Source organism: Bradyrhizobium genomosp. I (2014), from assembly GCF_000261685.1.
GTDB lineage: Bacteria > Pseudomonadota > Alphaproteobacteria > Rhizobiales > Xanthobacteraceae > Bradyrhizobium.
In genome coordinates this window covers 1-24,775 of sequence record NZ_AJQE01000406.1, presented here as the reverse complement: position 1 = coordinate 24,775, position 24,775 = coordinate 1, and the positions used below count along the sequence as shown (strand labels likewise).

Annotated in this window: 23 protein-coding genes and 5 pseudogenes; 16 read left to right on the top strand and 12 right to left on the bottom strand. The window is 60.2% G+C overall.

Going from position 1 to position 24,775, the window contains the following annotated elements; all coding sequences use genetic code 11:
• Positions 1-23: 23 nt before the first annotated feature.
• From IC50_RS39750 to IC50_RS35590, 3 genes are all read right to left on the bottom strand, one after another.
• Complete coding sequence (locus IC50_RS39750) at positions 24-788, bottom strand: IS5 family transposase (RefSeq protein WP_014498598.1); 765 nt, start codon at positions 786-788, stop codon at positions 24-26.
• A 558-nt stretch (positions 789-1,346) separates the two neighbouring features.
• Complete coding sequence (locus IC50_RS35595) at positions 1,347-2,411, bottom strand: IS110 family transposase (protein ID WP_011088795.1); 1,065 nt, start codon at positions 2,409-2,411, stop codon at positions 1,347-1,349.
• A 257-nt stretch (positions 2,412-2,668) separates the two neighbouring features.
• Positions 2,669-3,253 carry a DUF308 domain-containing protein gene (locus tag IC50_RS35590; protein WP_009734588.1) on the bottom strand — a complete coding sequence of 195 codons (585 nt, stop codon included), beginning with the start codon at positions 3,251-3,253 and terminating at the stop codon, positions 2,669-2,671.
• Positions 3,254-3,499: 246 nt separating this feature from the next.
• Between IC50_RS35590 and IC50_RS35585 the strand changes: the two genes are divergently transcribed.
• From IC50_RS35585 to IC50_RS42210, 6 genes are all read left to right on the top strand, one after another.
• Positions 3,500-4,126 carry a TetR/AcrR family transcriptional regulator gene (locus IC50_RS35585; protein WP_223153791.1) on the top strand — a complete coding sequence of 209 codons (627 nt, stop codon included), beginning with the start codon at positions 3,500-3,502 and terminating at the stop codon, positions 4,124-4,126.
• Positions 4,127-4,285: 159 nt separating this feature from the next.
• Positions 4,286-4,933 (top strand): L,D-transpeptidase, encoded by a 648-nt coding sequence (locus IC50_RS35580; protein WP_014498601.1) that lies wholly within the window; start codon positions 4,286-4,288, stop codon positions 4,931-4,933.
• A 104-nt stretch (positions 4,934-5,037) separates the two neighbouring features.
• Positions 5,038-5,916 carry an oxidoreductase gene (locus IC50_RS35575; protein WP_011090906.1) on the top strand — a complete coding sequence of 293 codons (879 nt, stop codon included), beginning with the start codon at positions 5,038-5,040 and terminating at the stop codon, positions 5,914-5,916.
• Entirely contained in the window at positions 5,913-6,761 is an 849-nt protein-coding gene (locus IC50_RS35570) for an alpha/beta fold hydrolase (protein WP_011090907.1), read from the top strand. Before IC50_RS35575 ends, IC50_RS35570 begins: the two co-directional genes overlap by 4 nt.
• A 105-nt stretch (positions 6,762-6,866) precedes the next feature.
• Positions 6,867-7,397 carry a VOC family protein gene (locus tag IC50_RS35565; RefSeq protein ID WP_026192141.1) on the top strand — a complete coding sequence of 177 codons (531 nt, stop codon included), beginning with the start codon at positions 6,867-6,869 and terminating at the stop codon, positions 7,395-7,397.
• 146 nt (positions 7,398-7,543) lie between these two features.
• Positions 7,544-7,969 carry a hypothetical protein gene (locus tag IC50_RS42210; protein WP_223153792.1) on the top strand — a complete coding sequence of 142 codons (426 nt, stop codon included), beginning with the start codon at positions 7,544-7,546 and terminating at the stop codon, positions 7,967-7,969.
• Between the two features lie 463 nt (positions 7,970-8,432).
• Here IC50_RS42210 and IC50_RS35555 read toward each other — a convergent pair whose 3' ends face one another.
• The 4 genes and pseudogenes from IC50_RS35555 to IC50_RS44100 all read right to left on the bottom strand — a co-directional run.
• Entirely contained in the window at positions 8,433-8,786 is a 354-nt protein-coding gene (locus IC50_RS35555) for a hypothetical protein (RefSeq protein ID WP_014498603.1), read from the bottom strand.
• A gap of 73 nt (positions 8,787-8,859) precedes the next feature.
• Positions 8,860-9,754, bottom strand: a pseudogene (locus IC50_RS35550) (IS5 family transposase); the annotation flags it as partial.
• A 665-nt stretch (positions 9,755-10,419) separates the two neighbouring features.
• Positions 10,420-10,704: a helix-turn-helix domain-containing protein gene (locus IC50_RS39745; protein WP_014498605.1), complete on the bottom strand. Its 285-nt coding sequence runs from the start codon at positions 10,702-10,704 to the stop codon at positions 10,420-10,422.
• Positions 10,705-10,965: 261 nt separating this feature from the next.
• Positions 10,966-11,130: pseudogene (locus IC50_RS44100) on the bottom strand (Mu transposase domain-containing protein); the annotation flags it as partial.
• On the opposite strand from IC50_RS44100, the gene IC50_RS44095 reads away from it, so the two are divergent.
• Entirely contained in the window at positions 11,053-11,358 is a 306-nt protein-coding gene (locus tag IC50_RS44095; protein WP_202557294.1) for a transposase, read from the top strand. The pseudogene IC50_RS44100 and the gene IC50_RS44095 overlap by 78 nt on opposite strands.
• 19 nt (positions 11,359-11,377) lie before the next feature.
• Here IC50_RS44095 and IC50_RS35540 read toward each other — a convergent pair whose 3' ends face one another.
• On the bottom strand, positions 11,378-12,262 hold the full coding sequence (locus IC50_RS35540; protein ID WP_014498607.1) for a hypothetical protein: 885 nt from the start codon (positions 12,260-12,262) through the stop codon (positions 11,378-11,380).
• A gap of 466 nt (positions 12,263-12,728) precedes the next feature.
• On the opposite strand from IC50_RS35540, the gene IC50_RS35535 reads away from it, so the two are divergent.
• The 7 genes and pseudogenes from IC50_RS35535 to tnpC form a co-directional block, all read left to right on the top strand.
• Complete coding sequence (locus IC50_RS35535) at positions 12,729-13,394, top strand: DUF6088 family protein (RefSeq protein WP_014498608.1); 666 nt, start codon at positions 12,729-12,731, stop codon at positions 13,392-13,394.
• Positions 13,391-13,708, top strand: a complete 318-nt coding sequence (locus tag IC50_RS44090; protein ID WP_014498609.1) for a nucleotidyl transferase AbiEii/AbiGii toxin family protein — start codon at positions 13,391-13,393, stop codon at positions 13,706-13,708. The genes IC50_RS35535 and IC50_RS44090 overlap by 4 nt, the downstream gene beginning before the upstream one ends.
• Positions 13,709-13,724: 16 nt before the next feature.
• Complete coding sequence (locus tag IC50_RS35530) at positions 13,725-14,438, top strand: nucleotidyl transferase AbiEii/AbiGii toxin family protein (protein ID WP_425332940.1); 714 nt, start codon at positions 13,725-13,727, stop codon at positions 14,436-14,438.
• Between the two features lie 43 nt (positions 14,439-14,481).
• Positions 14,482-15,582, top strand: coding sequence for a hypothetical protein (locus IC50_RS35525; RefSeq protein ID WP_018647441.1), 1,101 nt, complete (start codon positions 14,482-14,484; stop codon positions 15,580-15,582).
• Positions 15,536-16,588: a tyrosine-type recombinase/integrase gene (locus IC50_RS35520; protein WP_309248222.1), complete on the top strand. Its 1,053-nt coding sequence runs from the start codon at positions 15,536-15,538 to the stop codon at positions 16,586-16,588. Before IC50_RS35525 ends, IC50_RS35520 begins: the two co-directional genes overlap by 47 nt.
• Positions 16,536-17,015 (top strand): annotated as a pseudogene (locus tag IC50_RS39740) (tyrosine-type recombinase/integrase); the annotation flags it as partial. The gene IC50_RS35520 and the pseudogene IC50_RS39740, both read left to right, overlap by 53 nt.
• 103 nt (positions 17,016-17,118) lie before the next feature.
• Positions 17,119-17,890: pseudogene (gene tnpC, locus IC50_RS35515) on the top strand (IS66 family transposase); the annotation flags it as partial.
• A gap of 166 nt (positions 17,891-18,056) precedes the next feature.
• Here the strand turns inward: tnpC and ltrA are convergent.
• Together ltrA and IC50_RS35505 are read right to left on the bottom strand one after the other, a co-directional pair.
• Positions 18,057-19,385: a group II intron reverse transcriptase/maturase gene (gene ltrA / locus IC50_RS35510; RefSeq protein ID WP_014498615.1), complete on the bottom strand. Its 1,329-nt coding sequence runs from the start codon at positions 19,383-19,385 to the stop codon at positions 18,057-18,059.
• Positions 19,321-20,157, bottom strand: coding sequence for an outer membrane protein (locus tag IC50_RS35505; RefSeq protein ID WP_011090915.1), 837 nt, complete (start codon positions 20,155-20,157; stop codon positions 19,321-19,323). The genes ltrA and IC50_RS35505 overlap by 65 nt, the downstream gene beginning before the upstream one ends.
• Positions 20,158-20,600: 443 nt before the next feature.
• Between IC50_RS35505 and IC50_RS35500 the strand changes: the two genes are divergently transcribed.
• Positions 20,601-21,269 (top strand): AAA family ATPase, encoded by a 669-nt coding sequence (locus tag IC50_RS35500; protein ID WP_011090916.1) that lies wholly within the window; start codon positions 20,601-20,603, stop codon positions 21,267-21,269.
• Positions 21,232-22,269: a hypothetical protein gene (locus IC50_RS35495; protein ID WP_011090917.1), complete on the top strand. Its 1,038-nt coding sequence runs from the start codon at positions 21,232-21,234 to the stop codon at positions 22,267-22,269. The genes IC50_RS35500 and IC50_RS35495 overlap by 38 nt, the downstream gene beginning before the upstream one ends.
• Before the next feature lie 4 nt (positions 22,270-22,273).
• Here the strand turns inward: IC50_RS35495 and istB are convergent, their stop codons facing one another.
• Positions 22,274-23,137: an IS21-like element helper ATPase IstB gene (gene istB, locus IC50_RS35490; RefSeq protein ID WP_035716087.1), complete on the bottom strand. Its 864-nt coding sequence runs from the start codon at positions 23,135-23,137 to the stop codon at positions 22,274-22,276.
• Positions 23,138-23,145: 8 nt separating this feature from the next.
• Positions 23,146-24,636: pseudogene (istA, locus tag IC50_RS35485) on the bottom strand (IS21 family transposase); the annotation flags it as partial.
• Positions 24,637-24,775: the final 139 nt, after the last annotated feature.

Sequence of the window (24,775 nt, the reverse complement as noted above, 5' to 3'; positions counted from 1 at the left end):
TGGCGAACTTTAGATTCATGTGACTAGGGCGCGGACTCATAACGAGCGGCGAGCCATAGCCGGATAGATGCAAGTTGGATGAAGGCAAGGTAGTTTCCAGCAAGCCTGTCGTAGCGCGTCGCCACCCGACGGCATTGTTTGATCCTGTTGAAGAACCGCTCGACGCGGTTGCGGGCGCGGTAGAGATACGGGCTGAAGCAGATCGGATCGGTCCGATTGCTTTTCGGCGGGATATTGGCCCATGCGCCCTTTTTCATGGCAAGCTCCCTGATCCAGTCAGCGTCGTAGCCGCGGTCGGCGAGCAGCATTGATCCGGATCTCAAACGAGAGAGCAGTTTACCGGCAAGTCGAACGTCGTGCGCCTCGCCAGGACTCAACGCAAGTTGTACCGGTAGACCATTGCTGTCGACCACCGCGTGGATTTTGCTCGTCAGACCGCCGCGTGACCTTCCCATCGATTGACGCCAGTTTCTTGTGATGCAGGCCCCATGTTGATGTACGCGAACAATGGAAGTGTCGATCATCTGCACGGCAGCATCATGGGCGCCGGCCAGTGCGCTCATGAGCTTGGCCCACACGCCGGCCCGTCGCCAGCGAACGAATCGATTGTAGCAAGTGGTGTACGGACCGAAGTTTTCTGGCAGGTCGCGCCATGGCGCTCCGGATCGCAAGACCCAGAAGATGCCGTTGAGGACACGACGGTCATTCACCCGCGGCACGCCGCGCGACTTATTCGGCAACATCGGCTTAATGACGGACCACTCATAGTCCGTGAGTTCGTAGCGCATGATTCGGCCCCTTCCGTTGTGTGGCTTGAATCATGGCTCGGCTGTCGGGCTCAACTGGTCGCTATGCACTCGAAAGCCGACCGATTATGCTCACCTTGAGTTTTGTCGTTCCTGACCCAATGTATGGTCCGGCCGTGCGTAGCAAGAGGTTCGTCGATCAGGTGGTGAGTGGTCTTGCATCAATGTATCCGGCCTTTGATTGGAGCATTCTCTCCGGGCCATCATGGATATCAGCGCGCGTGCGTTCTCATTAGCGGACAGGCCTCGATTGGGCCATTTGGGTCACCAGTGTTCGCATGCGCCGGGAAGACCGAACCTCCATCTCGTCTCATCCTCTCGCAGACCTTGGCTGGAACCTGTTGATGGGGTTACGTCATCGCTTGCTCCTCCTACCTCGCAGTTCCTGTGTTCGAGCCGGGGGCCGTTCCTTCGTCCCGGCCCGCAGGACGTGCGTCGCGTCGCGCGCACGGGCGGTCAAGGCCGGCCGTTGCGCTTTGCTTGCGGCTGGCTCCGGCGTTGCCAGGCCGCGCCTTGACCGCCCCGAGCACGGCGCGACGATCAAGCGGATTGGACGTCTGCATCGTTGGTCCTTGTCAGCTCGAAGGCGCGTCCTTTAGCCAGCACCGCCCAGGCGATGCGGGCAAGCTTGTTGGCGAGTGCGATCGCTAGCACGTTGTGGTGCAATCGCTTCTTGGCGGCTTCGATCCAGGATCTGAGTCCGTAACGTTCCCAGTTCTTGATCCTGACCAGCACCACCCATGCCGCCTGCACGAACAGAACGCGCAGGTAGCGATTGCCGCGCCTTGAGATTTTGCCGAGGATCGTGCGGTCTCCCGTCGAGATCTGCTTGGGCACCAGTCCGAGCCAGGCGCCGAAGTCACGGCCTTTGGAGAAGACGTCTCCAGTGCCGATCGCGGCTACCATGGCGCTCGAAATGATCGGCCCGATGCCAGGCACCGTCATCAGGCGCGAACATGCCTGATCTTGACGGGCCAGTGCTTCGATCTCGCCGGAGAGGCTATCGATGCGCTGATCCAGCCGGCGCCAGTCGCCTGCCAACTCCTCGATGACACGCAACATGCGTGGCGACAGGGCATCGGTGCGCGTGGCAAGGATGGTGGGCAGTTCTGTGCGCAGGAAGCCGATACCCTGGCGCACCGCGATCCCGCGTTCCAGCATGAAGGCGCGAATCTGGTTGATGATGCCGGTGCGTTGCGACACCAGCCGCTCGCGCACCCGATGCAGCGCCTGCAGATCCAGTTGCTCCGCGGTCTTGGTCGCCACGAACTTCATCGTCGGGCGTTGCACGGCTTCGGCAATCGCTTCGGCATCATTGAAGTCGTTCTTCGGTCCTTTGCTATAAGGGCGGACATATTTGGCCGGCATCAACCTGGCATCGTGACCTAGCGATGCGAGTTTGCGGCTCAAATGATGTGCGCCGACGCAGGCTTCCATGCCGATCAGGCAAGGCTGCATATTGGCGAGCCGCGCCTCCACCTGGCCACGCGACCACTTTTGCCGCAGCACGATGGCGCCGCGCGTATCGTGGCCCACGACGTGGAACGAGTTTTTGCCGATATCGATGCCGATCACGGCGATCGCAGTACTGGGTGTCTGGGACATGGCGTGCTCCTTGTCTTGGCGCCCCTGGCCAGCTTATCGCTGGCGGGGCAGGAGCACGGCCGGACCATCCCATTAGCAGATCTGAGGCGTTGCGCCGAGCCCCGCGAAGTAGCCAACGTGGTGATCTTTCTCGATAGGACGGCGCCAGCGCGATGGCTGGGCCGTCCTGACGGCTGATGCGGGGACCATCAATCGGCTAACCGGCGGTATCGAAGACAGCTGCCGGTCCTTCATGATGAAGGTCCGTCAAACGTGTGCTACGCAGTGGTTTGCACAGAAGAGCGACGCAAGCCGGTGCTCCATAGCCAAACGGCCGAAACCATAAAGTAGAAGGCACCGAACGCGGCGTAGCCGGCAACGTCACTAATCCCGACATTGGTAACAACCCCCGCCCGGTAGACGAAGAAGCACCCCGCCAGCGCCGACTGTGCGCCGCTGAGGATCATCGCCCATTGTGCGCCGGCCGATCCCCAGCGGCCCACGCCGGTCGCAAGCTGAAGAAGCCCCGCGACGACCGCCCATGCCCCGAAGATCAAAAGCACGGCATTCATGCTCCGCGTCAGCGCGATGGTGACCGCTATTGCAGTAATAATGCTAATGATGACATTGACCATCTGGCTCTTGCTCGAAGCAAGCCCACTGCTGCGTTGCGCGTCGAGATAGTTGGCGAGGGCATCCCACAAGGGATAGGCAACCAGCAGGATGGCCGCGAGATGGGAACGGTCTCTGGCGATCGTCAAGGCCGCAACCGCCCATAGAGCCGCGACGGCAGAGCGAATGAAATAGTAGCGCTTGAGCCAGGCATTGGCTTTCGGAGAAGGACGTGTAGTGCTGAGCGTCATGTGGTCTCTTCCTGGATGGCAGTTACCCGTCCGCCTGGTCATTATGTTTTCACGCCACGGCGTAGCAGAGGGGAAGCATCATGATTGTCGTTTCGCCTCCTTTGCGAGGCGGCGTCGGACAGGATGTAACCAACTACGAGGCGATGCCGGGAGCCGTTACTGAGGCCGAACGAAAATTTTGGACGGTCCTCACAGCCTGAGCAACGCAGGCCTGCATATAAATCGACTATTGCAATTAGGAACCGTTTGGTTTATATTGCCCGTATGATGACCATCAATACCAAACTTCCTGTGGGACGCCCCCGTGAATTCGATCTCGACGAGGCGGTGAGGCGAGCGATGCAAATCTTTTGGGATCGTGGGTTTCACGACGCATCGTTGCCTGATCTGCTTGCCGGAATGCAGCTTTCGAAGGGCAGCTTCTACAAGGCTTTCGGTGACAAGAAATCTGTCTTCCTGCGCGCCCTCGAGTTCTACACCGACGATGGCGTACGAAACGTCCAGGAGGTTCTGCGATCAGCCCCCTCGCCGAAGGCGGCAATCCGCAACGCGTTGGTGCGGTATGCGGATTTGTCGTCTGGGAAAAAAGGGGTGCGCGGTTGTTTCGGTGTGTTGACGGCTGCCGAGATGTTGCCGGGAGATCCCGACATCGCAGAGGTGATCAAGCGTCTTTTCTCCAGGCTTCAAGCCCTGTTCGCTGCAACGATCGCGAAAGGACAGGCCGCCGGCGAAATCGCCAATAGGTCCGATCCTGAAGTCATCGCGCACTTTATCGTCTCACATGCACAAGGCATGCGGGTGCTTGGTAAAGTTGGATCACGCCGCGACGAGATGCTGAAAGATGCCGATCTCCTGATGGAGATGCTTTTTTAAAAGCAAAATTAGGAACCAATTGGTTCCTATTGCAGTTGTGCCGATGGCACGCTTGGCTTTCCTGGGAGCTTCAATGTTCGGATATCAGCAACAGAGTCACCGATTGGACTGCGGCGAAGGTTACGGTTCGATATGAGGAACTCAGATGCCAGGCGCTCTATGCGGTTCTCGGTATTCGGTGCAATGGCGATCGTTCTCTCGGGTTGTGCCAGTCGCAGCGGCCTCGTCGAGGCCGATATCATCAGCACGCCGAGTGAGTACGCGCAACTCGTCGACGGAGTTTACACCTTACCAGCCGTCGACATATCCGGCGTCGATCCGGCGATGTTGCGCCAGCGCGTGGACTATACGACGAATGAGCCTGTCGGGACGATTGTCATCGATACGGCTGCTCATCAGCTCTATCTTGTCGAGGGCGACGGAAAGGCCATGCGCTACGGCATTGGCGTTGGCAAGGATGGTCTCGCTTTCGCAGGCACCGCGACCATTAGGCGAAAGGCGGAATGGCCGCATTGGACTCCGACCAAGAACATGATGAATCGGGAGCCTGCGCGCTATGGCCATCTCGCCAGCGGAATGGCCGGCGGGCTTGGCAATCCCCTTGGACCACGCGCGCTGTACCTCTTTCAGGGCGAACGGGACACGATGTTCCGCATTCATGGGACGACCGAGCCGGAGACGATCGGTCGCGCCGTTTCGAGCGGATGCATTCGACTCATCAACCAAGACATCATCGATCTCTATAGCCGGGTCAAGATCGGCAGCCGCGTCGTCGTCATCCAGGGCGGCCGAGCGGTGAGTTCTTGAGCATGGCCTCTGATCGCAGAGAGTCGGTCGGCCTTGGCCGATATCACGGGTCGCAATAGCGGCGAACGATTTGCATCGTCTGATAACAACTCGGAGAAGAAAGCATGAAGACTTGGCTCATCACAGGCTGCTCAAGCGGCTTCGGCCAGCGGCTCGCGCTCGCGGCGGCGGAGCGCGGCGATCAGGTCGTCGCGACGGCCCGCAGTGTCAAGACGATCGAGGATATGGCCGAGCCTTTCGACGGCCGCATGATCACCGTGCCACTGGACGTGACCGATGCGGCGGCAGCCAAGGCCGCGGTCGCAAAAGCGGTCGAGACCTTCGGCGGGTTCGACGTGCTCGTCAACAATGCCGGATACGGACTGCATGGCGCGATTGAGGAGGGGACGTCTGACGAATACCGGCCGATGTTCGAGGTAAACCTCTTCGGTTTGATCGAAGCCACCAGAGCCGCCCTGCCCGTCATGCGGCGCTCGGGCGGAGCGATCGTCAATATGTCGTCCGTCGCCGGCATCTCGGGCGGCGGAGGCGGCGGTTACTACAACGCCGCCAAGTTCGCCGTGGAAGGGATTTCCGAAGCGCTCGCCAGCGAGTTGAAGCCGTTCGGCATCCGAGTGCTGATCGTGGAGCCTGGGCCGTTTCGCACCGATTTCCTCGGCCGTTCGATCACAGTCGCCGCCAACGAGATGCCGGAATATGCCGGGACCTCGCGCAGGCACTATCGCGAAACCAATAACGGCAATCAGGCGGGCGACCCCGACAAGGCGATCGCAGTGATCCTGCGCGCCGTCGACGACGACGACGCCCCGCTTCACCTGCCGCTCGGCCCGGTCGCGCATGCTGCCGCCGAGCGAAAGCTGGCTGCCTTCCGCAGCGATATCGACGCCTGGCACGACATCACGATCGCTACCGATTTCGACCCGCCCGGAACGCGGGTCGCGAGCTCCGATCGAACGTCAACATCGACGGGACAGCGACCATGATCGCGACTCTGAAGGGTTTTGCCCAACAGCTGGTGCCGGTGAACGGCATCAAGATCAACGCCGTCACGGGCGGCTCAGGCCCGTCGATTCTTCTGCTGCATGGCTGGCCGGAAACATGGTGGGAATGGCACCATGTGATGCCGCAACTGGCCGCGCATTTCAGCGTGGTCGCGATCGATCTGCGCGGCGCCGGCTTTTCCGACTGTCCGCTCGGCGGCTACGACAAGGCGACAATGGCGCGCGACGCGCACGAAGTGATGGCTGCCCTTGGCCATCAACGCTACGCAGTGTGCGGCCATGATATCGGCGGAATGGTGGCCTTGCCGCTGGCTGCTGTCTATCGAGAGGCCGTAACCCACCTGGCCGTTCTGGACGTTCCGCTTCCCGGCTGGAGCGGATGGGAGGCGACGATCGCAACGCTCTGGCACTTTGGTTTCCACATGAGCCGGGATCTCCCCGAGCGCCTGATCCATGGCCGTGAATACGACTATGTTTCGAGCTTCATGGCCGAGCGGTTCTACGATCACAGCAGCTTCGATCCGGCGGATGTCGAGATCTACGCCAAAGCAATGGCGCTCCCCGGCCGCACCCGCGGCGGCATGGAATGGTATCGCACCCTCGCCGCCGACCACGCAGCGGCGCTTGAGTACAAGAAGCAACCGCTCGAGATCCCGGTGCTGGCTCTCGGCGGGGATCATCGCTTTGGTCCGCATATGGTGCCGATGGTCGAGGAATTCGCCAGCAACGTAACGGGCGGCTCGATCGCCCGCTGTAGCCACTATGTCGCGGACGAGCGGCCGGATGCAGTCGCAGCCGCTCTGATCGAGTTCATCGGAGCCCATTGAAACTCGGCGCCCGTGTCGTTGTGGGCCGGAGAAATCGCGACACTGCGGCAACAGAGCCCCGCACTCATCACGATCGATCAATTCAATCAGAAAGGACAACCCGTCATGACCACACCTATCATCCGCGGCGTCAACCATATCGGCATCACGGTGCCCGACATAGAAGCCGCGAAATCGTTCCTGGTGCAAGCTTTCGGCGGCCAGGTGATCTATCAGTCCTTCGGGCCGCAGGATCCGCCGCGGCAAGGCCCCGAATTCGAGCGGGCCGTCGGAGCGTTCCCGGGAACGGTCGTGCGTGGACAGGCGATGGTCAAGATCGGCACCGGACCCGACATCGAGCTGTTCGAAATGCACGGCCCCCAACAAGCCCAGCCGATCCGAGCGAGCGACTTCGGCATCACGCATTTCGGTGTCTACACCGACGACATCGACGCCTCGGTCACGCGCTTCGAAAAGGCCGGAGGCACACGCCTCACCGCGCCGCGCGCGATTCCTTACGCAACCGAGAAAGGTCTTGGAAACAAGGTCTGTTACTGCCGAATGCCATGGGGCACCACGATGGAATTCATCACCACGCCAGATCGCATGCCTTACCACGACCAGACGGCCTTGCGGAGGTGGCAAGACGAGGATTGAGATGAGCGGGACGGCGCCGGCTCGCGCCGTCGACATGCAGGTTGCACGGCACCGGCTGGGCGCTCGGTCCTCCGCGCGTCTTTTCGAAACAGAGTCCAAGCCGCCGTCTCATCCTCGATATGTGCCCGAATCGGCGGGGCAGCGCGATGCCGGACGATTCACACGGTTCGCGTAAACCGGGCAAGGGCCGTCCGGCGGCCGACATACATATCGATCGCAATCATAAACAGCGGACGCGCGCTGAATGCGAAGGTTCTGTAGAAAGTCGTCTGATGGCAAATGCAACAATGGTCGTGACCTGCAGCGGCGGCACATACTTCGATCGCGACTATTATGTCGACGTGCATCTACCGTTGGCGCTCGCATGCTGGCAGAAGCATGGCCTCGAAAGCGCCGCCGCCTTCTTCCCTCGAGACGTCAATTCGGTAGATGTTTCCGTCGGGTTTTATCGGTTTCGCGATGAGGCTTCGCTTCACGCTGCGCTTGCATCCGCCGACACCGACGCAATTATGGACGATGTCCCCCGATTTACTGACGCCAACGTTACCCGAATGATCGGAGCCCCGCTCTGACGGGCGGATGTCGCGATGCATCCCGTTAACTCGTCAATTCCGACTGGCAGGATCATACGCCTTACCAGTGGACGAAATTCCTGACATTGACGCCGGTCGCGGCCAAGCGTCGACCCATCTCGGAAGTCCGACAATGTCCGCTTTCGCGCCGTTGTTGGGGGACAAGCGGACATAGGTGCGCCTACTCTCAGCGGCAGAGTTTATGAGTACGCACCCTAGTTTACAAATGATCGTTTTACGTTCTTGCGGCGCCCATGGTTGTCTTTGGGCACGAGAGGGCGATCGGCGGACAGTCGAAGCGGATCTCGTAGTGCGGTGGCCAGAAAGCGACATCGCAAATACATAGGAAGAATCCGGACATGAACAAAACCCAGATACATTCCTTCGTGCTTCCCGATGCAGCAAAAGCATTTTTGCAGAAGGAACTAGCTCCCATCAAATATCCTGCCACCGCCTACGGATCTTATCTTGCGCAGATCTCCGCAGTGCGGTCGAAGATCGCCGTTGCGTTGACCGATATCCTGCCGTTTCTCTCGGAGCAGGTTCCTCCGTCAGCTCGCCCCGCGGCTATCGAGATTACGAATCTGCCGGTCGATGCGAACATCGACCGCCCTCCGTCCAATGGCGCGAAGCTAAAGCATATCCCAAAGGCGTCGTACTTGTCTGAGAATCTACTCGTTCTCTTCGCCGGGCTGTTCGGCACTCCCTTCTCGATGTCGTTCGAAAGCGAGAGCCTAGTGAACAACGTCATTCCCTTGCCGTCCGCCAAGTCGGACTTTAGCGCCCTCAGCTCTTCGTCGGATCTGAGCTTCCACATCGAGAACGCGGCCTTGAGATTTCATGACAATGGCCGCGACTGTGCGCCAATGGCGCTGTTCTTCACTGGAGTTGTAAGGCGCGGCTGCCTTGCCCTTGCCGATGCACTCCACCTCCGGGGCGTGGAAAGAATAATGCTTCCAGCCACGCTGACGCTGCTGTTGCGAGCGGATCTGCGAAGCGCGGCTGAGCGGGAGGACGAAGGCGTTCTCGAGCACAGCTCGACCTTCGATCTTGCGGCCGATATCGCGGATGATCGTACGCCTCCGACGGGGATCTCGTCGTATGCGTACGGATGATCCGGCCCAGCCGGCTGTGCAGGATGCGCAACTGCCGCTGATGCCGCCTGAATTGCTTGGCATGGGCGTAGCGTCCCGCCATCATTGCCGCGGTCTTGGCGACGCGAAGATAGGACTGCCGCAGCTTGACCCCGTGCTTCCTCGCCATGCGGTTGAGCCCCTTGATGGCCGCGTGCAGCAGCTTAGCATCGGTCGGAAAGGTGATCGCCTTCGGCTGCACGGTGGTATCGACCGTGACACGCTTGAGGTCCTGGCTGCGTAACGCGCCGGCTTCGTGCGCCACCCGCAGGCTCTCGGCCAACAGCAGCTCCAGCTTGTCGCCGAGCCGCTTGCGCCAGTGGCTCAGGTCCGAGCGCTCGTGCGGAAATGAATGCTGGAAGAACTCTTCGCCGGTGAAGTACTGGAAATACGGGTCGTGGACCCAGCGCTCGCACACCCCTTCGTCGGACAGGCCGTAAATCTGCTTGAGCAGCAGCAGCCCAATCACGAAGCGGGTCGCGATGCCTGGCCGGCCGTTCTCGCTGTAGAGCGGGGCGATCTCCCCATCGATCCAGTCCCAGTCGACCCTGCCGGCGAGCTGAACCAGCTCGTGCTTCATATTGATGATCTGGTCCAGCCTGGCCCGGAACAGATCGCCCGATCCCGTCGCCTTCTGCTTCTTCGGCCGCATCACCCCCTCCGATGCGACCACGGAATCATGACTGGCGATTCGACGGAATCTTGAAAATGAAATTGGAAGGTTCCGATCCCTGAAGCATCAAAACCCTGCAATCGCAAAAAAGCCGGTCTGTCAGATTACGATTCCACATCAGTCGCTTGGTCGCTCTTAACGGACGACTGCCTACTTCATGTTCACGCCGATGATGCGGTTGCTTTCAGCGATTATCCTGCGGAAGGGCTGAACCGCCATTTTGCAAAGCATTCACGTTATCGTACCCCGTCGTCGTGACGGCCGCTAAGCACATCGCTGTCCTGGGCCTGGTCGCCGATCTCCGCAGAACCGCTTCCAGAATCCGGCGCGTCGCAGTAGGCTTGCGACCGGTCGTCTATCGATAGCGCGCTCCTCCAGAAAGTGATTGCGGATGCGTTCCCGTTGCTCATCCGTCAGCCAAATCATTCTTTTTAGCGTCCTCGTCGTCGAAGGTTTCGGTCGCGCGACTAAGCCGAGATTAGGAATATATCCGTAACGAAGATTAGCCAGTACGCTACTTACAAGCCACGAACTTCTATAAACGCTTGGTCCATTGCTAGCATGACTTTGTCGAAGGCCGAATGTCCCTTGAGGTCACTTCGCATGGAACGACGCCGCCCGACAGCCTCAGCTTGCCGCTTACACTATTTCTTCTTCCTGCGACGTGGACGCGCCGGCTTGCGACCTCCAGGCAGGGTCTTGGGAGTCGTCGCACTTTTAGACGGCCGAATAAACAACTCGGACAAATGAACGTCCAGCGTCTCGGCGATGCGTTCGAGAAGATCAATTGTCGGGTTCTTCGATTGCCGCTCAAGAGCCCCCATATACGAGCGGTCAACCCCCGCTTCGTAAGCCAATTTCTCTTGCGAAATACCTCGCTCTACGCGGATTCGACGCACATTCCAGGCCACAATCGCACGAGTTTTCATGCGTAAAACATGTCATGAAGCCGGGGCTTCAAACCACTGGCTATAGTCCCGCTATTAATTTCTTCGCGAAAGCCGCCTGCAGCGCACACTCGCCTAAGCTTCCTCCGACCACGGCTTCGTATTCGGCAAGAGTGCGTATATAGCGCGACAATCAGGATGAGAGTCTCACCCTGATCGCCGCCGCGCATGCGTAACAACGACGGCGGTGGGGACGCCGCCAGCTCCGCCGCGATCTCAGCCGGGCGGACCGCGCCATTGCGACTAACAACTCCATCGAGATGAGCGGAGTCGACGACCCGCAGCCGGCGCCCATCCGATTGCAGTGTGGACGGCAACCTGGTGCAATCCATGGCGGATCCGCACTTCCCCGGCCACGATCGTCACCGCCATGCGCTCGCCAATAAGGCGCCATGGCACGGAGTAGCTGTTCGCGTCGATCTCGACGGCGCAATCATTGCCGACGACGTGGGTCAGTTCACGCAAGGGTCCGAACGACGGCTGTCCGCCGAGCGGTTTCAACCGATGTATCTCATCACGCGCAAAGCGGATGATCGGGGCGCCTCGCCGGTCGCGCCCTGGATGCGAACGTTCGCAACATCACGCTCCCATCTGTCGAGATGCGCCTCGAATGCTTCCCAACTTGGGAAGGAATGACCGGCGATCGCGTTCTTCTTCACGTAGCCGACGCCATTCTCCGTCTCGCCCTTCGTGCGCGCCCGATACGTCTGCAAACAATCTCGGCGTCGACCGCCCGATGGCGCGCAGGCTCGATCAACCATCTGAGCGTGTCTCGCTCACCGGCCTCGAGGACGGCCAGCCGCTCACCTGCCGCATCAGATTCGTTCTCCACGGCTGAGAGCCCACGGCTGAGGCTCGAGGCATCGAGCTTCAGGAGACCGGCGAGCAACAGGCCGAGCGCACGCCAATCGTCGAGGAACGACATGATAATCGGTGCACCTGCGGATTTCGCAAAGACGACGAGCGGCGCTTTGTCCGCCTCCGACAATCGGACGCACCACTCAAAGCTGCCAAGCCGGAAGTCGGGCGCTGTGGCAGACGCCGTGAAGACCGAAGAACTGTCGAGACGGCCATAGACCAGTCCCTGGTTGTGGACGGCTTCAAGCGCCTTCGCCAGACGCTCGGCGTTGCGCCAGAGAACGATGCGCGAGCGCGGGACATCAAGATTGTTCAGCCAGTGATCGGGGCGCGCATGCTTGACCATGGTATCGAGTGGCGCGAGATCTCGCGGCATGGCCAGAAAGAAGGCATCCGACGCCTCGCCGTACCGCAGCAGTTCGACGATGACCTTGTCGGCGCCTGGATAGGCGAGCACACGCTGTGCCTGGCGCATTTCATGCTGCCAAATTTCACGAAGATCATCGTCGACCGCTGAGCCGGTCTTTTGCCAGTATTTGAGCACGACTGGCTGGTCGTCGCGCTTGTCGTGGGCCGAAATGATCGCCGATTTGAGCGGCTCACCACCGGGGGCCGAGAGGTATTGGTCCCCAAGGTCGAACTGATCCGTCAACGGCCGCAGTTTTTTCAATGTGCTCGGCATCAACTATGAGCTCAAATGGAGCATCTGCTTTGGCGCGGCGGGCGTTTGCACATGCAATGATTTTCAGTATTCGCAGCCAACTAACGATGGTATCGAAATTTGCGTCGGCAACGTCCCGAGCAGCGGGATAGCCTGATTCGGCGAGCTGAATTTAACAAGAATTGTCACCGGCATCCGCCGGTCGCAGCAGTATGTCTGAAATATCCCCTGCGAGCCCTTCCGCGTCCGCACCCGCTCTGGTAGCTACCCGCCTTGCCGGGGCCGCCGCAGGCAGCCACCCGGCACCGGTTCAGATTAAGCCAGAAATACCGCAAATTAACTTTTTATATCAACCACTTATAGCTATACTGCCTGATTCTTCGTCGCCTTGGATGAGCTTCTTTGGGGAACGGAACGTCCGAAAAATGCTGCATAGTTCGGACGGACAAATCTTGCCGACGACCGAAATTTGCATCATATTTCGGACATGCTTGATCAACCGACCACAGACCTCCGCCCGCGGCTCATTGCCCGCATCGACGCAACGCCGACAGAGGTATGGACACCCGGTGATTTCGCTGATCTCGGCAGTCGCGCGGCCGTCGACAAGACGTTGCAGCGTCTCGTTGCGGCTGGCGAGTTGCGCCGCATCGACCGCGGGCTCTACGACCGGCCGCGAAAGAGCAACCTCACAGGCAAGCCGATGGTCCCCGACTATCGCGCGGTCATCAGGGCTGTGGCGCGCCGCGACCAGGCCCGCGTCGTGGTCGACGGGATGACTGCCGCGAATGATCTCGGCCTCACCACGGCCGTGCCGGCGCGCATCGAGGTCCTGGTCGACGCTCGCCTGAAGCCGATCAAACTTGGAAAGCAGGTCATCAATTTCAAGTCGGCGGCACCTAGCCGTCTTTATTGGGCCGGACGTCCGGGCATGCGCGTCGTTCAGGCGCTCTATTGGATGCAGGATATGATGGCGGGGAAGGACGATCGACAAGCGGTAGAGAACGTCCTCAGCAAGCTGTTCGCAAACCCGCAGCATGGAAAGGAGATTCGCGACGATCTCCGTGCAGGTCTTTCAGCTATGCCGATCTGGATGCAGGACTTTCTCAGGCCCTTGCTCGAACCTGACGACGCGGCGGAGGATCACGCGTGAGTAGCGCAGCCTACAAGGAGGTCATCTCCGCCGCACCCGGCGAGAAGCTTGATCTTTTCCTGACGACGGCGAACCGGCTCGGTGCGCCGATCGGAAACGTCGAGAAGGATTTTTGGGTCTGCTGGACCCTCAATGCTCTCTATCACGAACGGCCCGCAGGAGGTCCGCGCCTTCTCTTCAAGGGCGGGACGTCGCTGTCGAAGGCATACGGGCTGATCGAAAGATTTTCCGAAGACATCGATATAACGGTGTTTCGCAACGATCTCGACGAGTCTGCTTCAGTCGAAGAACTCGAGATCGATCTTGTCGAATAAGAAACGCCGCGCTCGATTGGATGCGATCCGGGACGCTTGCCGCAGCTATATTAGCGGTCCGCTATACGCCTTCCTGACCGAACATCTCGCCGAAGCGACGAGTGGACGCGGACGCCTCGAGATCGACGCGTCGGATGCCGACGGGCAGACGCTTCTCGTCTGGTATCCCGAGGTTGAACCGCGCGACGAGGCCTATGTGCGGCCGGCAGTCCGGATCGAGTCCGGAGCGAAGTCGGCGCTTGACCCGAACCACCTGGCGAATATCCGTCCTTACATTGCCGACGACGTGGCAGGCCTCGAATTGACGGTGCCGAACGTCACGACGATCGACGCCGAGCGCACGTTCTGGGACAAAATCGTGATCGCTCACGGGCTGCGCCGCTGGTTCGAGCGCCGCGGTGAGCTGCGCCAGGAAGGCCAGCGCATTTCGCGGCACTTCTACGACCTGTATTGCCTCTTCGCCTCCGACATCGGCCGGTCGGCGGTCAAAGATGCCGAATTGGGGGCCGACTGCGTCCGTCATGCTCTCATGTTCTTCAACCGGCCTGATTACGATCTCGTCTCGGCCGTGACCGGATCGTTTGCGCTTGCGCCGACTGCGGCAATGATCGACGCGCTCGCGCGTGACTATACGAACATGACGCCAATGATCTTCGGCGAGGCTCCTCGGTTCGAGCAAATCCTCGCGTCGATGGAAAAGATCGAACGCGCGGTGAATAGGACGCGCTAGCAAACGAGCAGAATTCGACAACCGCCGATGATAGGATCATGGCATGGCTGACGCTCCAGAGAACATCCCAATGCGATTGCCCGATCCCGCCTCGATCGAGGCGGTTCTCGCACGTCTTCCGACCGGATCTGACGAAGCGGCGCTGGCGGCCGCGCTCACAGAGGCGTTTCCGGGATTTCCGTTTTCGACATCGGGCATTGACGAGCAGTATTGGCGCGACACGCGCTCGGTGGTCGCCGCCGACGGGACACGGATCGCAGAATACCGGCCGTGGATGGAAGCGGAGCTTGCCAAGGACAATGGCGACATTGGCGCGCTCTGGACGCGACTGCGCGAGAGCGACCTTCAGATCTCGGAATGGCACGGCAACAGTGTGTATGCCTTCGCGCCAACTGGACCGGGCGCGGCGGACTATGTGCAAATCCGTCTCGGTCTGGAAGTTGAATGGCGTGCCGGGCCGATCGTCAATCCGACATATCGCCCTTGGGGCAAGGGCGAATTACTCGATCCGTCATGGATCACGCACGAAGATATGTCCGACGACAAGGTAATCGCTGGTCCGCTCTATCGGATGCTTGGGCGCCCAGGCAGCAGCGTCGTCCATGTCCGGAGCTTCCTGACGCGGTGTGCCCGCCTCGAGCGCGAGAAGCGCGAGGCGCAGCGGCCAGAGATGGAACGCCGTGTGGTACGTGAAACGACACGCGAGGGCACGACCGAGACGCCGTTTCTTGAACTGGTGCCGGACTGGTTCGAGTTCGTGCCGCGGGAGACGCGCTTCTTCCAGGATTGGGAAGAATCAAGCGCTTCGGCCGAGCGGGTCTATGTGCACTGGGCGCTCGACATTTACGACTACGACGATAAAGGCACACGCGAGATCGGATTCGTGCCGCGCCCGCGGCATCTGCCGGAAGAGAGGCTGATCGCTGGCGACGCCTCGGTTCATATCCTGATGGATCGCGTCGAAGCCATCGACCGTGAGGTCGGCGTCCCATTTGGTTGGTTCTTCTTGATGACCCATGGTAATCGAGTTGCGCCAGAGGTTGGCCAAGCGATCGCCAAGGGCCTGCGTAGTCAGCGCGTGGTCTTACCCGATCGGGATGCGCGTGTGCTTCTCCGCTGGGCCGAACGGTCCTATGGATTCTAGGAAGACAGGGCCGCGGCGGAAGGCCTCAGTAAACCTAACGCCACACTATCGGAGCTCTGGAAAGAGCGTCGCGACCAATCTGCTTGAGGTAGTCAGGCCTCCTCTCACCTGTTGTCGCCGCTTCCAGAAGCCGGCACGCTGCGGGCTTTCGTTCGCTACGTCGAGCGATCTCAGCTGGGTGCGCCCGCCACCCGGACGATGGCGCTGGACTTCGTCCTGTCGTTCGGTGGCGCCGCCGACAGCCGCGCGGTCCGTCACGGCGTGCTCCGCCGATTCTACGAGTACCTGGTCGTCTACGACCCCCAGACCGAGGTCTTGGAGCGCAGAGCTTTCCCGTGGTCCAGGGCGATTCCGCCGCCGCGCATCCCTAAGTGAGGCTGAGCTGACGTCGCTTATCGACGCATGCAGCTTCATTTCGCCAGGGACCCCTCTCAGGGGCCGCACGATGGCGACGCTAATCGGATTGTTGGCCAGCACGGGGTTACGATCGGGCGAAGTGGTCAGGCTTGATCGCGGCGACGTCGATCTGACCAACGGGGGCATCCTCGTCCGTAAAACCAAGTTCCGTAAAGACCGCCTGATTCCTGTTCACCCAACGACCCAGGCAGCCAAACTTCGTCGATACGCCCGTGAGCGCGACACCGTGTTTCCCAGGCCCAAAGGCGAGGCGTTCTTCCTCAGCTCGCGAGGCTGCCGTCTGTCGGCAACCGGCTTGCAAAGCAACTTCGCTAAGGCCCGCAAGCTCGCGGGCCTTGACAATGGCAAGCCTCTGCGACCGCACGATCTCCGGCACCGGTTCGCGGTGACCAGGCTGAGGCTGTGGCACCACGAGCGCGCGGACGTCCAAGCGCTGCTGCCCTTACTCGCCACCTACCTCGGCCACGCCAACTATAGCGACACAGCCTACTACCTCACCGGCTCGTCGGATCCCCACCAAACGGGCCCACATCGAGGTGACGCATCATCTCACCAACGCCGAGGTGGAGGCTATCATCGCAGCCCCTGATCAGACGACGTCCCGCGGTCGGCGCGACCGGGCCTTTCTGCTCTTCTTGGCGAGAACCGGCGCTCGCGTGTCCGAAGCGACCGGCGTCAACGCGAACGACCTTCAGTTGGAGCGAGGACGCCCGCAGGTGCTGCTTCATGGCAAGGGACGCCGAGATCGCGTCGTTCCCATTCCTCAGGATTTGGTGCGATCGCTGACCAACCTATTGAGCGAACGCGGCCTCGCCCATCATGAACCGCGGCCAATCTTCGTCGGGGTCCACAACGAGCGCCTGACGCGTTTCGGCGCGACACACATCGTGCGGCGTGCCGCCTCCCAGGCCGGGTCCACGAGGCCAAGCTTGGAGGGCAAGCCGATATCGCCGCACATCTTCCGGCATTCCCTCGCCATGAAGCTTCTCCGGTCAGGCGTGGACCTCCTGACGATTCAGGCTTGGCTTGGCCATGCTCAGGTCGCCACGACCCACCGATACGCCGCTGCGGATGTCGAGATGATGCGCCGGGGACTTGAGAAGGCGGGCGTCTCAGGCGACGGAAGCGCTTCTGGCCCAGATCGCCGTCGCCAAATATGCCGATGGCCTGCCGCTCTACCGGCAGGAGGCTATCTACGCCCGCGACAAGGTCGAGCTCGACCGCCAGTTGATGGCGCAATGGATGGGCAAGCTCGGCTTCGAGCTCGAGATCATGGCCGACTACATCTTCAGCGAGGTCAAGAAGGCCGAACGGGTCTTTGCCGACGAAACCACTTTGCAGACGCTCGCTCCGGGCTCCGGATCGACAAAGACGGCCTATTTATGGGCCTATGCCAGGGATGATCGAACGTTTGGCCGCAACGGTCCCCCGATGGTGGCTTATCGCTTCGAAGACAGCCGCTCCGGTGAATGCGCGGTCCGCCATCTCAATGGTTATCGCGGAATCCTGCAGGTGGATGGCTACGCCGCCTATAACAAGCTCGCGCGATCCGATCGCGGCAATGATTGCATCACAGGCTGGCTGCTGGTCACACTGCAGACGCAAGTTCTACGAGCTGCATGTTGCAGGGAGCTCAGAAGTGGCAACGGCGACGGTCGAGCGGATGGCGAAGTTCTGGCAGGTCGAGAAAACGATGCGCGGTCAAAGCCCCGACACTCGCGTTGCCGCGCGCCAGCAAGCCTCCGCGGCGATCGTCGCAGATCTCTTCGATCTCTGGCAGCAGACCTTGCGTCGGATCTTCGGCAAATCAAAACTGGCTGAGGCGATCCGCTATGCCGTCTCGCGCCGTGCCATCTTCGAACGATTTCTGACCGATGGTCGCATCGAGCTCGGTAGAGTCGACGACTGACGCGGTGGCTACAGGTTCCGAGGAGTTGCCGTTGGCCGGCAGCTTTCGCTGAGTGCCGGTGGCTCATTTCGGACCATGGCTCCGTTTCCAGTCGCCGCTCGTCAAACCGGACGTGCGGATTTCCCGCATCCGGCTTTCTCTCAACCCATCAAGCCTTCGCTCTCGGCACGTCGGCACGCGCTCTTGGGAGGCGGTAGAGGCCAAGCGTTTCATGCAGGTATTCCTGCGAGTAACGGTTGAAGCCCCGGCCACGTGCCCCGGTGCGCTGGACCAACCAATGACGCAGACGACGGTCGACGTATTGCCGAATGAGGTTGTAAGTTTCCACCACTGGACCTTGGTCGAAGTAGCCGCACCAGCCGCGTAGGAAGCGGTTGATGACAGCGACTGTGTTCTCCGGTGAGTCCGGATACCACTGACGTGTCGTGCGGTCGTGGACCTGTCTGAGCAATCGTCGAACGGCTTTCTTGGAAGGTCTTGTGCCAAGAAAGGCTTGACCTCCCTTTCCATAGAAGCGTCCGATCGTATACCCGAGGAATGTTACGCTATCCTCTGGGACCCGAGCGAGTCGCGTCTTGGTATCGTTCACCTCCAACCCGAGCCTGTTCATTAGCGTCTGCATCCGCGCCATTGCCGTCTCGGACGAACCGGGGCGACAGCAGATCACGAAGTCATCCGCGTAATTCACGATATGCGCATCGAGTTGATCTTGGTGTCCGTGTTTGCGCCAAGCCAGCAGAAACCGACGAAAGTAGAGATTCGCCAACAACGGGCTCAAAGGTGAGCCTTGTGGAGTTCCTCTTTTCTTCGTCCGAGCCTCCGCCGTCCTTGTGATCCGCCGGCCGTCCTTCTCGATAACCGCGACTGTCAGCCAGCCTTTGATCATCGAAAGAAGCCGACCATCGGCGATCCTGCGTGTGAGGCATTTCATCAGTGGTGCATGCGGAATCGAGGTGAAGTAATCCCTCAGGTCCGCATCGACGATCTCTGATCGCCGATGATCTCTGATGTGCCAGAACACGCGGCGCACTGCCATCTTGGCGTCCACCTTCGGGCGGAAGCCATACTGGTTCTCCAGCAGGTCCGCTTCGAAGATGGCGCCGATCACCAGCATCGCCGCCGTCATGACCGTTCGGTCTTTTACGGTTGGAATGCTGAGCGGTCGGCGTCCGCCATTGCTCTTCGGTATCCATACCCTCAGAAGGGGCTGCGGTCGGTAGTCACCCGCCGTCAGCTCCTGTCTGACATTTTCCAGCCATCGTTCGCGTCCCTCGGTTTCGATCTGAGCAAATGTGATGCCATCCGCCCCCGGCGACCCCCGGTTTGCTCGGCAGCGCCTGTAGGCTTCCTCCAGCACATCCAGTCTGCAGATTTTGTCCCAAAGAGAGTAGAATCGATAATCTGGTTCAGCCTTAGCTTTCGCCTGCAGCGAGGTCTGAAGTTTCTGAACGGATATTCTCGGTGTTACTAGGTTCATCACCAATCGCCGTGTTCTCGACTACCGAAACCGGCAGCTTTACGTCTTGCCTGCCGAAATCGAAGTAGTCATACTCAACTTTGGCTGACCAGCCGGGCAGGAAGGCATACTCGATGCCCGCACCCAATGTGCCGCCAAATATGTTCTTGGTCGCTCGGCCATCGGCAGCACCGTTAGCAGCAAAGCCAGCCCCCAAGTTCGATGTAACGGCAAAGGACTGGTTGATGCCGATGCTGGAATCGGCCCAAGCTGCGCCGCCCTTGATGTAGACTAGGCCGCGGTCGCCCACCGTGACGCCGACCCGTCCGGTGATATCGGCAATCCATTTGGTGTCGTTCGTGCAGTTCAAGACCACAAAGCAGCCAGTGCGCCCCTTGATACCACTCCATAAAAAATCGCTTTCCACGCCGTAGACCATCACACCGGACTGGAAATTGTAACCGGCTTGTACGCCGCCGAGGAAGCCGTTCAGCTGCACCTGCGGCAATGGCACATTCAAATCGGCAGTGCCGCCGATGAGCTGGTTTACGGTCTGGTTGACGGGGGCGCCAATGAATGTATTGCCCACAGCGAGGTCGGTCTGGCTGGTACCCCAACCCGAGCCTACACTGCCGCCGATGTAACCTCCAGTCCAGCTGAAGAGAGGATAAACGGGAGCCGGCGCTTTGACGACAGGTGCCGCAGGCAAATCAGCAGCTAAACTTCCGCTCCCAAAAGCGATCGTCCCGAACGCAATGATGCTCGCGAGCGACAATTGCTTGTTGCACTTCATCCGAGAGTCCTCCTGCTGAGCACGGAAAAATATTGCGTAGCTTGTCCCCAAGTTGTGGTTAGCTCGATAGTTCGAGCTGGCAGGCAGATCACCTCTCCAATCTGGTAGGAGGCAGCATCTTGCTGCAACTGCGACAGCCGCTTCTTGCCGTGTCCATTCCAGAGAGGCGAGCAGGCTCTGCTTTCATGCTTGTACGACGGTGCTCAGCAATCCTTTCGCGAAGATCCGTGACACGGCCGAATAATGGGCTATTTTACAAAGCCACGTCGTGGTGATTCTCGCGGCCCTTGGCCGACGTATTGCGCGGTATATCGTTAATGGCTGGGCCTCGATTTGGCTGCGATTTCCACGTTCGCTCTTGATGCGACCCACCATCGGGAAGGGTAGGCTCGATGTCGACGACTCGTGCGTTTCATGTCGTTGTCGTCCGGGACGCGTAGAAGATGTATGTCCTTGCTCTGGTCACCCAAAAAGGCGGAAGCGGCAAGAGCACGCTGGCGGTCGGAATTGCAGTCGCAGCGTTGGGGAACGGGGAGCGCGTCGCAATTGTCGAGGCGGATCCACAAGGCACGATTTCAAAATGGAAAGAGCGGCGCCGCCATCCCGATCCCCGGGTCGTTCGGGTCGCTGATTCGGCCGAAATAGAACGGGCGCTCGTCAGCCTTGAAGCCGAGGGGATCTGGCTTACGGTTATCGATACCGCCGCCACGAACAATGCACTGGCCATGCGCGCCATCGCGAGGGCCGATCTTTGCCTGATCCCGGTGCGTCCGAGTCCCGCCGACATCGAAGCTGCGATACCGACGCTGATTGCTATTCGTAGGCTCAACCGCCGATTTGCTTTCGTCCTCGCTCAGACGCCACCGCGGGGCTGCCGCGTGAGTGAAGCCGCGACGTCGCTCAATTCGCTCGGGGTGCTCGCGCTTCCCTATGTCGGACAGCGCAATGACCATCAGGACGCGCTTGGGGCAGGATTAGGCGTGACGGAGTTTGCACAAGAGGGAAGAGCCTCGGAGGAAGTTCGTGAGCTGTGGCGCTGGATCTTGAAGAAGCTTGTCGAGGGGTCGTCAGATCATGAACCACACGCAAGAAACGAAAAAGCCGCGTACTAGGCAGACGCGCTGCGCGCGACGCTCGCTCGTGGAGCTTACCGCGGCGGCGAGCCGAGCCGTTGACGATGGCCTGTTTGTGCTGCCCCGCGGGATTGCTGCTTCCAATCTGCGATCGGAGCACTCAGGCCCGAATACGTCTGATCAAACAATTCTTGCAAGGCAAGCGACGGCTCCGAGTCCCGTTGCGGTGCTTGAATCTCGGAATGCGGCGGCGCCGCGCAAGGACGAACTCCTAGATTCCGACACTACCACCGAGATGATGGTGAAGGTTGCCGAAGACTCTCAAGACAGAGCTTCTGAAAACATCAAAGCCAGCCTGAATGCTGCCTTGGACCATGCAAACGGCCTCGTAGAGACGCGGGTGGGAGGCGAAGCGGCGTCGAAAACCGTCGTCGCTTCCGGACTTGAAAGCAATTTTTTGACCGTTCTCAAAGAAGCCGCAACGGGGTTTCGCGCGGATGCGGCCGAATTAATCATGCAGAAGGAACCAGCCGACAGCGCGGGACAGTCGCAACCGCGATATATGCGGCGGCTCACCGACGAGGCGGTCAGATTGCTCGACGATCTTCGGAGCGGCAAGCTGGAGAACCAGGCGAACTTCATCCTGAGCGAGTGCTTCAGGGAAGCCGCCAGCGCGTTCTCTATCATCAATCAGCAGCTCAAGCGCGACGGCTATCCCGCGAGCATTGATCCATCAATCTTCATTTGGCTTGCCAATATCACCGAACCGGAGACGCGTGACACCGGGACCAAGCGACTTGAGATCGTACCCAACCACCGAGGTCGTCCGAGCACGTACACGCGCCAGGTCGCTCAGTTCATCTGGCACCTTGTCGAGGGACAGGGCTGCGGGCGCCAGGCCGCATATCGGGCGGCGCTCACGAAGTTCTCCGTAACCGCGAGTTTCGTCGAGAACGCCTATGCGTTTTGGGAGCCGGTCTTCAAACGGGCGGGACCGCACGTGAGGATGCTGACCCGCATTTCAGATCCAGAAGTGTAAAGTGTCAATCGGCTTGCAAATTTGACCCTTCATCGGCGTCCAATTTTGACCCCTTTCCGCGGCGGGGTTTGCTGGTAGCGCTCGTCTCGTCGGAGCTGGCCGGGATAGCGGAGGCGAGACGAGCGCGGGTGGCGTGATCGTCGTCTCGGCTTTTGAACCGCCAGCTATCGTTGCCGGTCTCGACGATGTCGCAGTGATGGGTCAATCGGTCGAGCAACGCTGTGGTCATTTTGGCGTCGCCGAACACGCTGGGCCATTCGCCGAAGGCGAGATTGGTGGTGACGATGACGGAGGCGCGCTCATAGAGCCGGCTGACGAGGTGGAAGAGAAGCTGGCCACCGGACTGGGCGAAGGGCAAATAGCCGAGTTCGTCCAGCACGATGAAGTCCATCCGGGTCAGATGCTCGGCAAGCCGTCCCTGCCGTCCATTGCGGGTCTCGGTCTCGAGGCGGTTGACGAGGTCGACCACGTTGAAGAAGCGGCCGCGGGCACCAGATCGGATGCAGCTTCTTGCGATGGCAATGGCCAGGTGGGTTTTGCCTGTGCCGGTGCCGCCGACCAGCACGACGTTGCGCTGTTGGGCGACGAAGCCGCCGCCAGCAAGATCATTGACGAGGGTCTGATTGATCGGCGTGCCGTCGAACTGGAAGTCGGCAATGTCCTTGGCAAGCGGCAGCTTGGCAATGGTGAGCTGGTATTTGATAGATCTGGCTTGCTTCTCGTTGATCTCGGCGTTGAGCAGGTCGCCGACAATACGCTGAGGTTCGTGCTGGCGCTTGACGGCAGTTGCCATGATCTCGTCGAAGGCAGCCTTCATGCCATAGAGCTTGAGCTCGCCCATGAGGTCGAAGATTTGAGTTCGTTCCATCAGTTGGTCCTCCGAAGGTTGTCGTAGCGGGCACAATCGGCGATTGGTGCATGACGGAGCGTCAGGGCGGCTGGCGTCATGATGTTGGCCGGCGGGGCTGGCTCACGTTGACGGGCCAGGATGTTGAGCACCACATCGGCGGAATGAACGCTGTGACTGAGCGCTTCGGCACAGGCCGCTTCCACCGCAGGCAGACCGTCAGTCAGCACCGCGTTGAGGATGTCGACCATCTGCCGATTGCCATCGTCGATGCTGGCAAGCTTGCGCCGGATCCGCTCGATCGCGGCCGGCAGCACCCAGTCCTTGAAGGGAGCGCCGTTGCGTAAGGCGCCGGGGTTGCGGGCGAGCACCGGCACATAATGCCAAGGGTCGTAGACGGTATCGCCGCGGCCAAAGGATCGCTGATGCTCGGCAACGATACGTCCATCCTGGCGGATCACGATGCGATCGGCATAGGCTTGAACCTCGACCGGTCGTCCGACTGCACTGGCTGCGACCGAGTACTTGTTGTTGTCGAAGCGCACCAGGCAGGTCTTCGAGACCGACGCCGTCACCGCATGGAAGCCGTCAAATCGCCCTGCATAGGGAACGAGCCTAGGGCGTTCGACTTCGAACACGTCCCAGATCGTCTGATCGACCAGTTCCGGATGGCGATGAGCCTTGGCGTAGGTGATGCATTTGTCGAGCAGCCAGGCGTTTAACTCGTCGAGGTTTTTGAACCGCAGACGCGGCGTGAAGAAGCGTTCCCTGACCAGCCCGACCTGGTTCTCAACCTGCCCCTTCTCCCAGCCAGACGCCGGCGTGCAGGCGACTGGATCGACCAGATAGTGGCTGCACATCTGCAAAAACCGGCGATTGTAAAGACGCCCTTTACCGACGAAGATCGTCTCCACGGCGGTCTTCATGTTGTCGTAGATGCCGCGGGTGCAGGTGCCCTTGAACAGCGCGAACGCTCGGTCGTGGGCGTCGAACACCATCTCCTGCGTCTCTCGCGGATACGCCCGGGCAAATAGCATACGGCTGTGGCAGAGCCGGACGTGAGCAACCTTCACGACCACGGTGGTTCCGCTCAACAGCACCACCTCATGGCTCCAGTCGAACTGGTAGGCTTCGCCTGGCGCAAAACTCAGCGGGACATAGGCCGCCGCGGTCGATTGCCCGCGTTCCTTGCTCCACCGCCTGGCGTAACGTCGCACCGCATCGTAGCCGCCGTCATAGCCGCGACCGCGCAGCTCTTCGAAGATCCGGATCAATGTCAGCTGCTCACGAGCCGATTTAGCCGCGTTCGCCGCAAGCAGCCCGTCAAGTTCGACTGCCCATCGTCCGAGCTTTGGCCGCGGCTGCACTTGCCGCTCATACTCGAAGGAGGTCTCTCCCGACCTCAGCACCTTCCGAACCGTGTTCCGTGACACCTTCAGGTCACGGGCGATCTCCTTGATCGTCTTGCCCTTGATGAAGTGCTCGCGCCGAATCCGCGCAATCGTCTCCACGACCAGCATCCTCCACCACCTGCTTTGTTACGAAGCAGGCAGCGCAACAGACCAACCTGTAGGGGGGCAATTTTGGACGCCGATCCCCCGGCTTAGGGGGTCAATATTGCAAGCCGAATGACACCATCGAAGGCAGCTGTGACTTTCT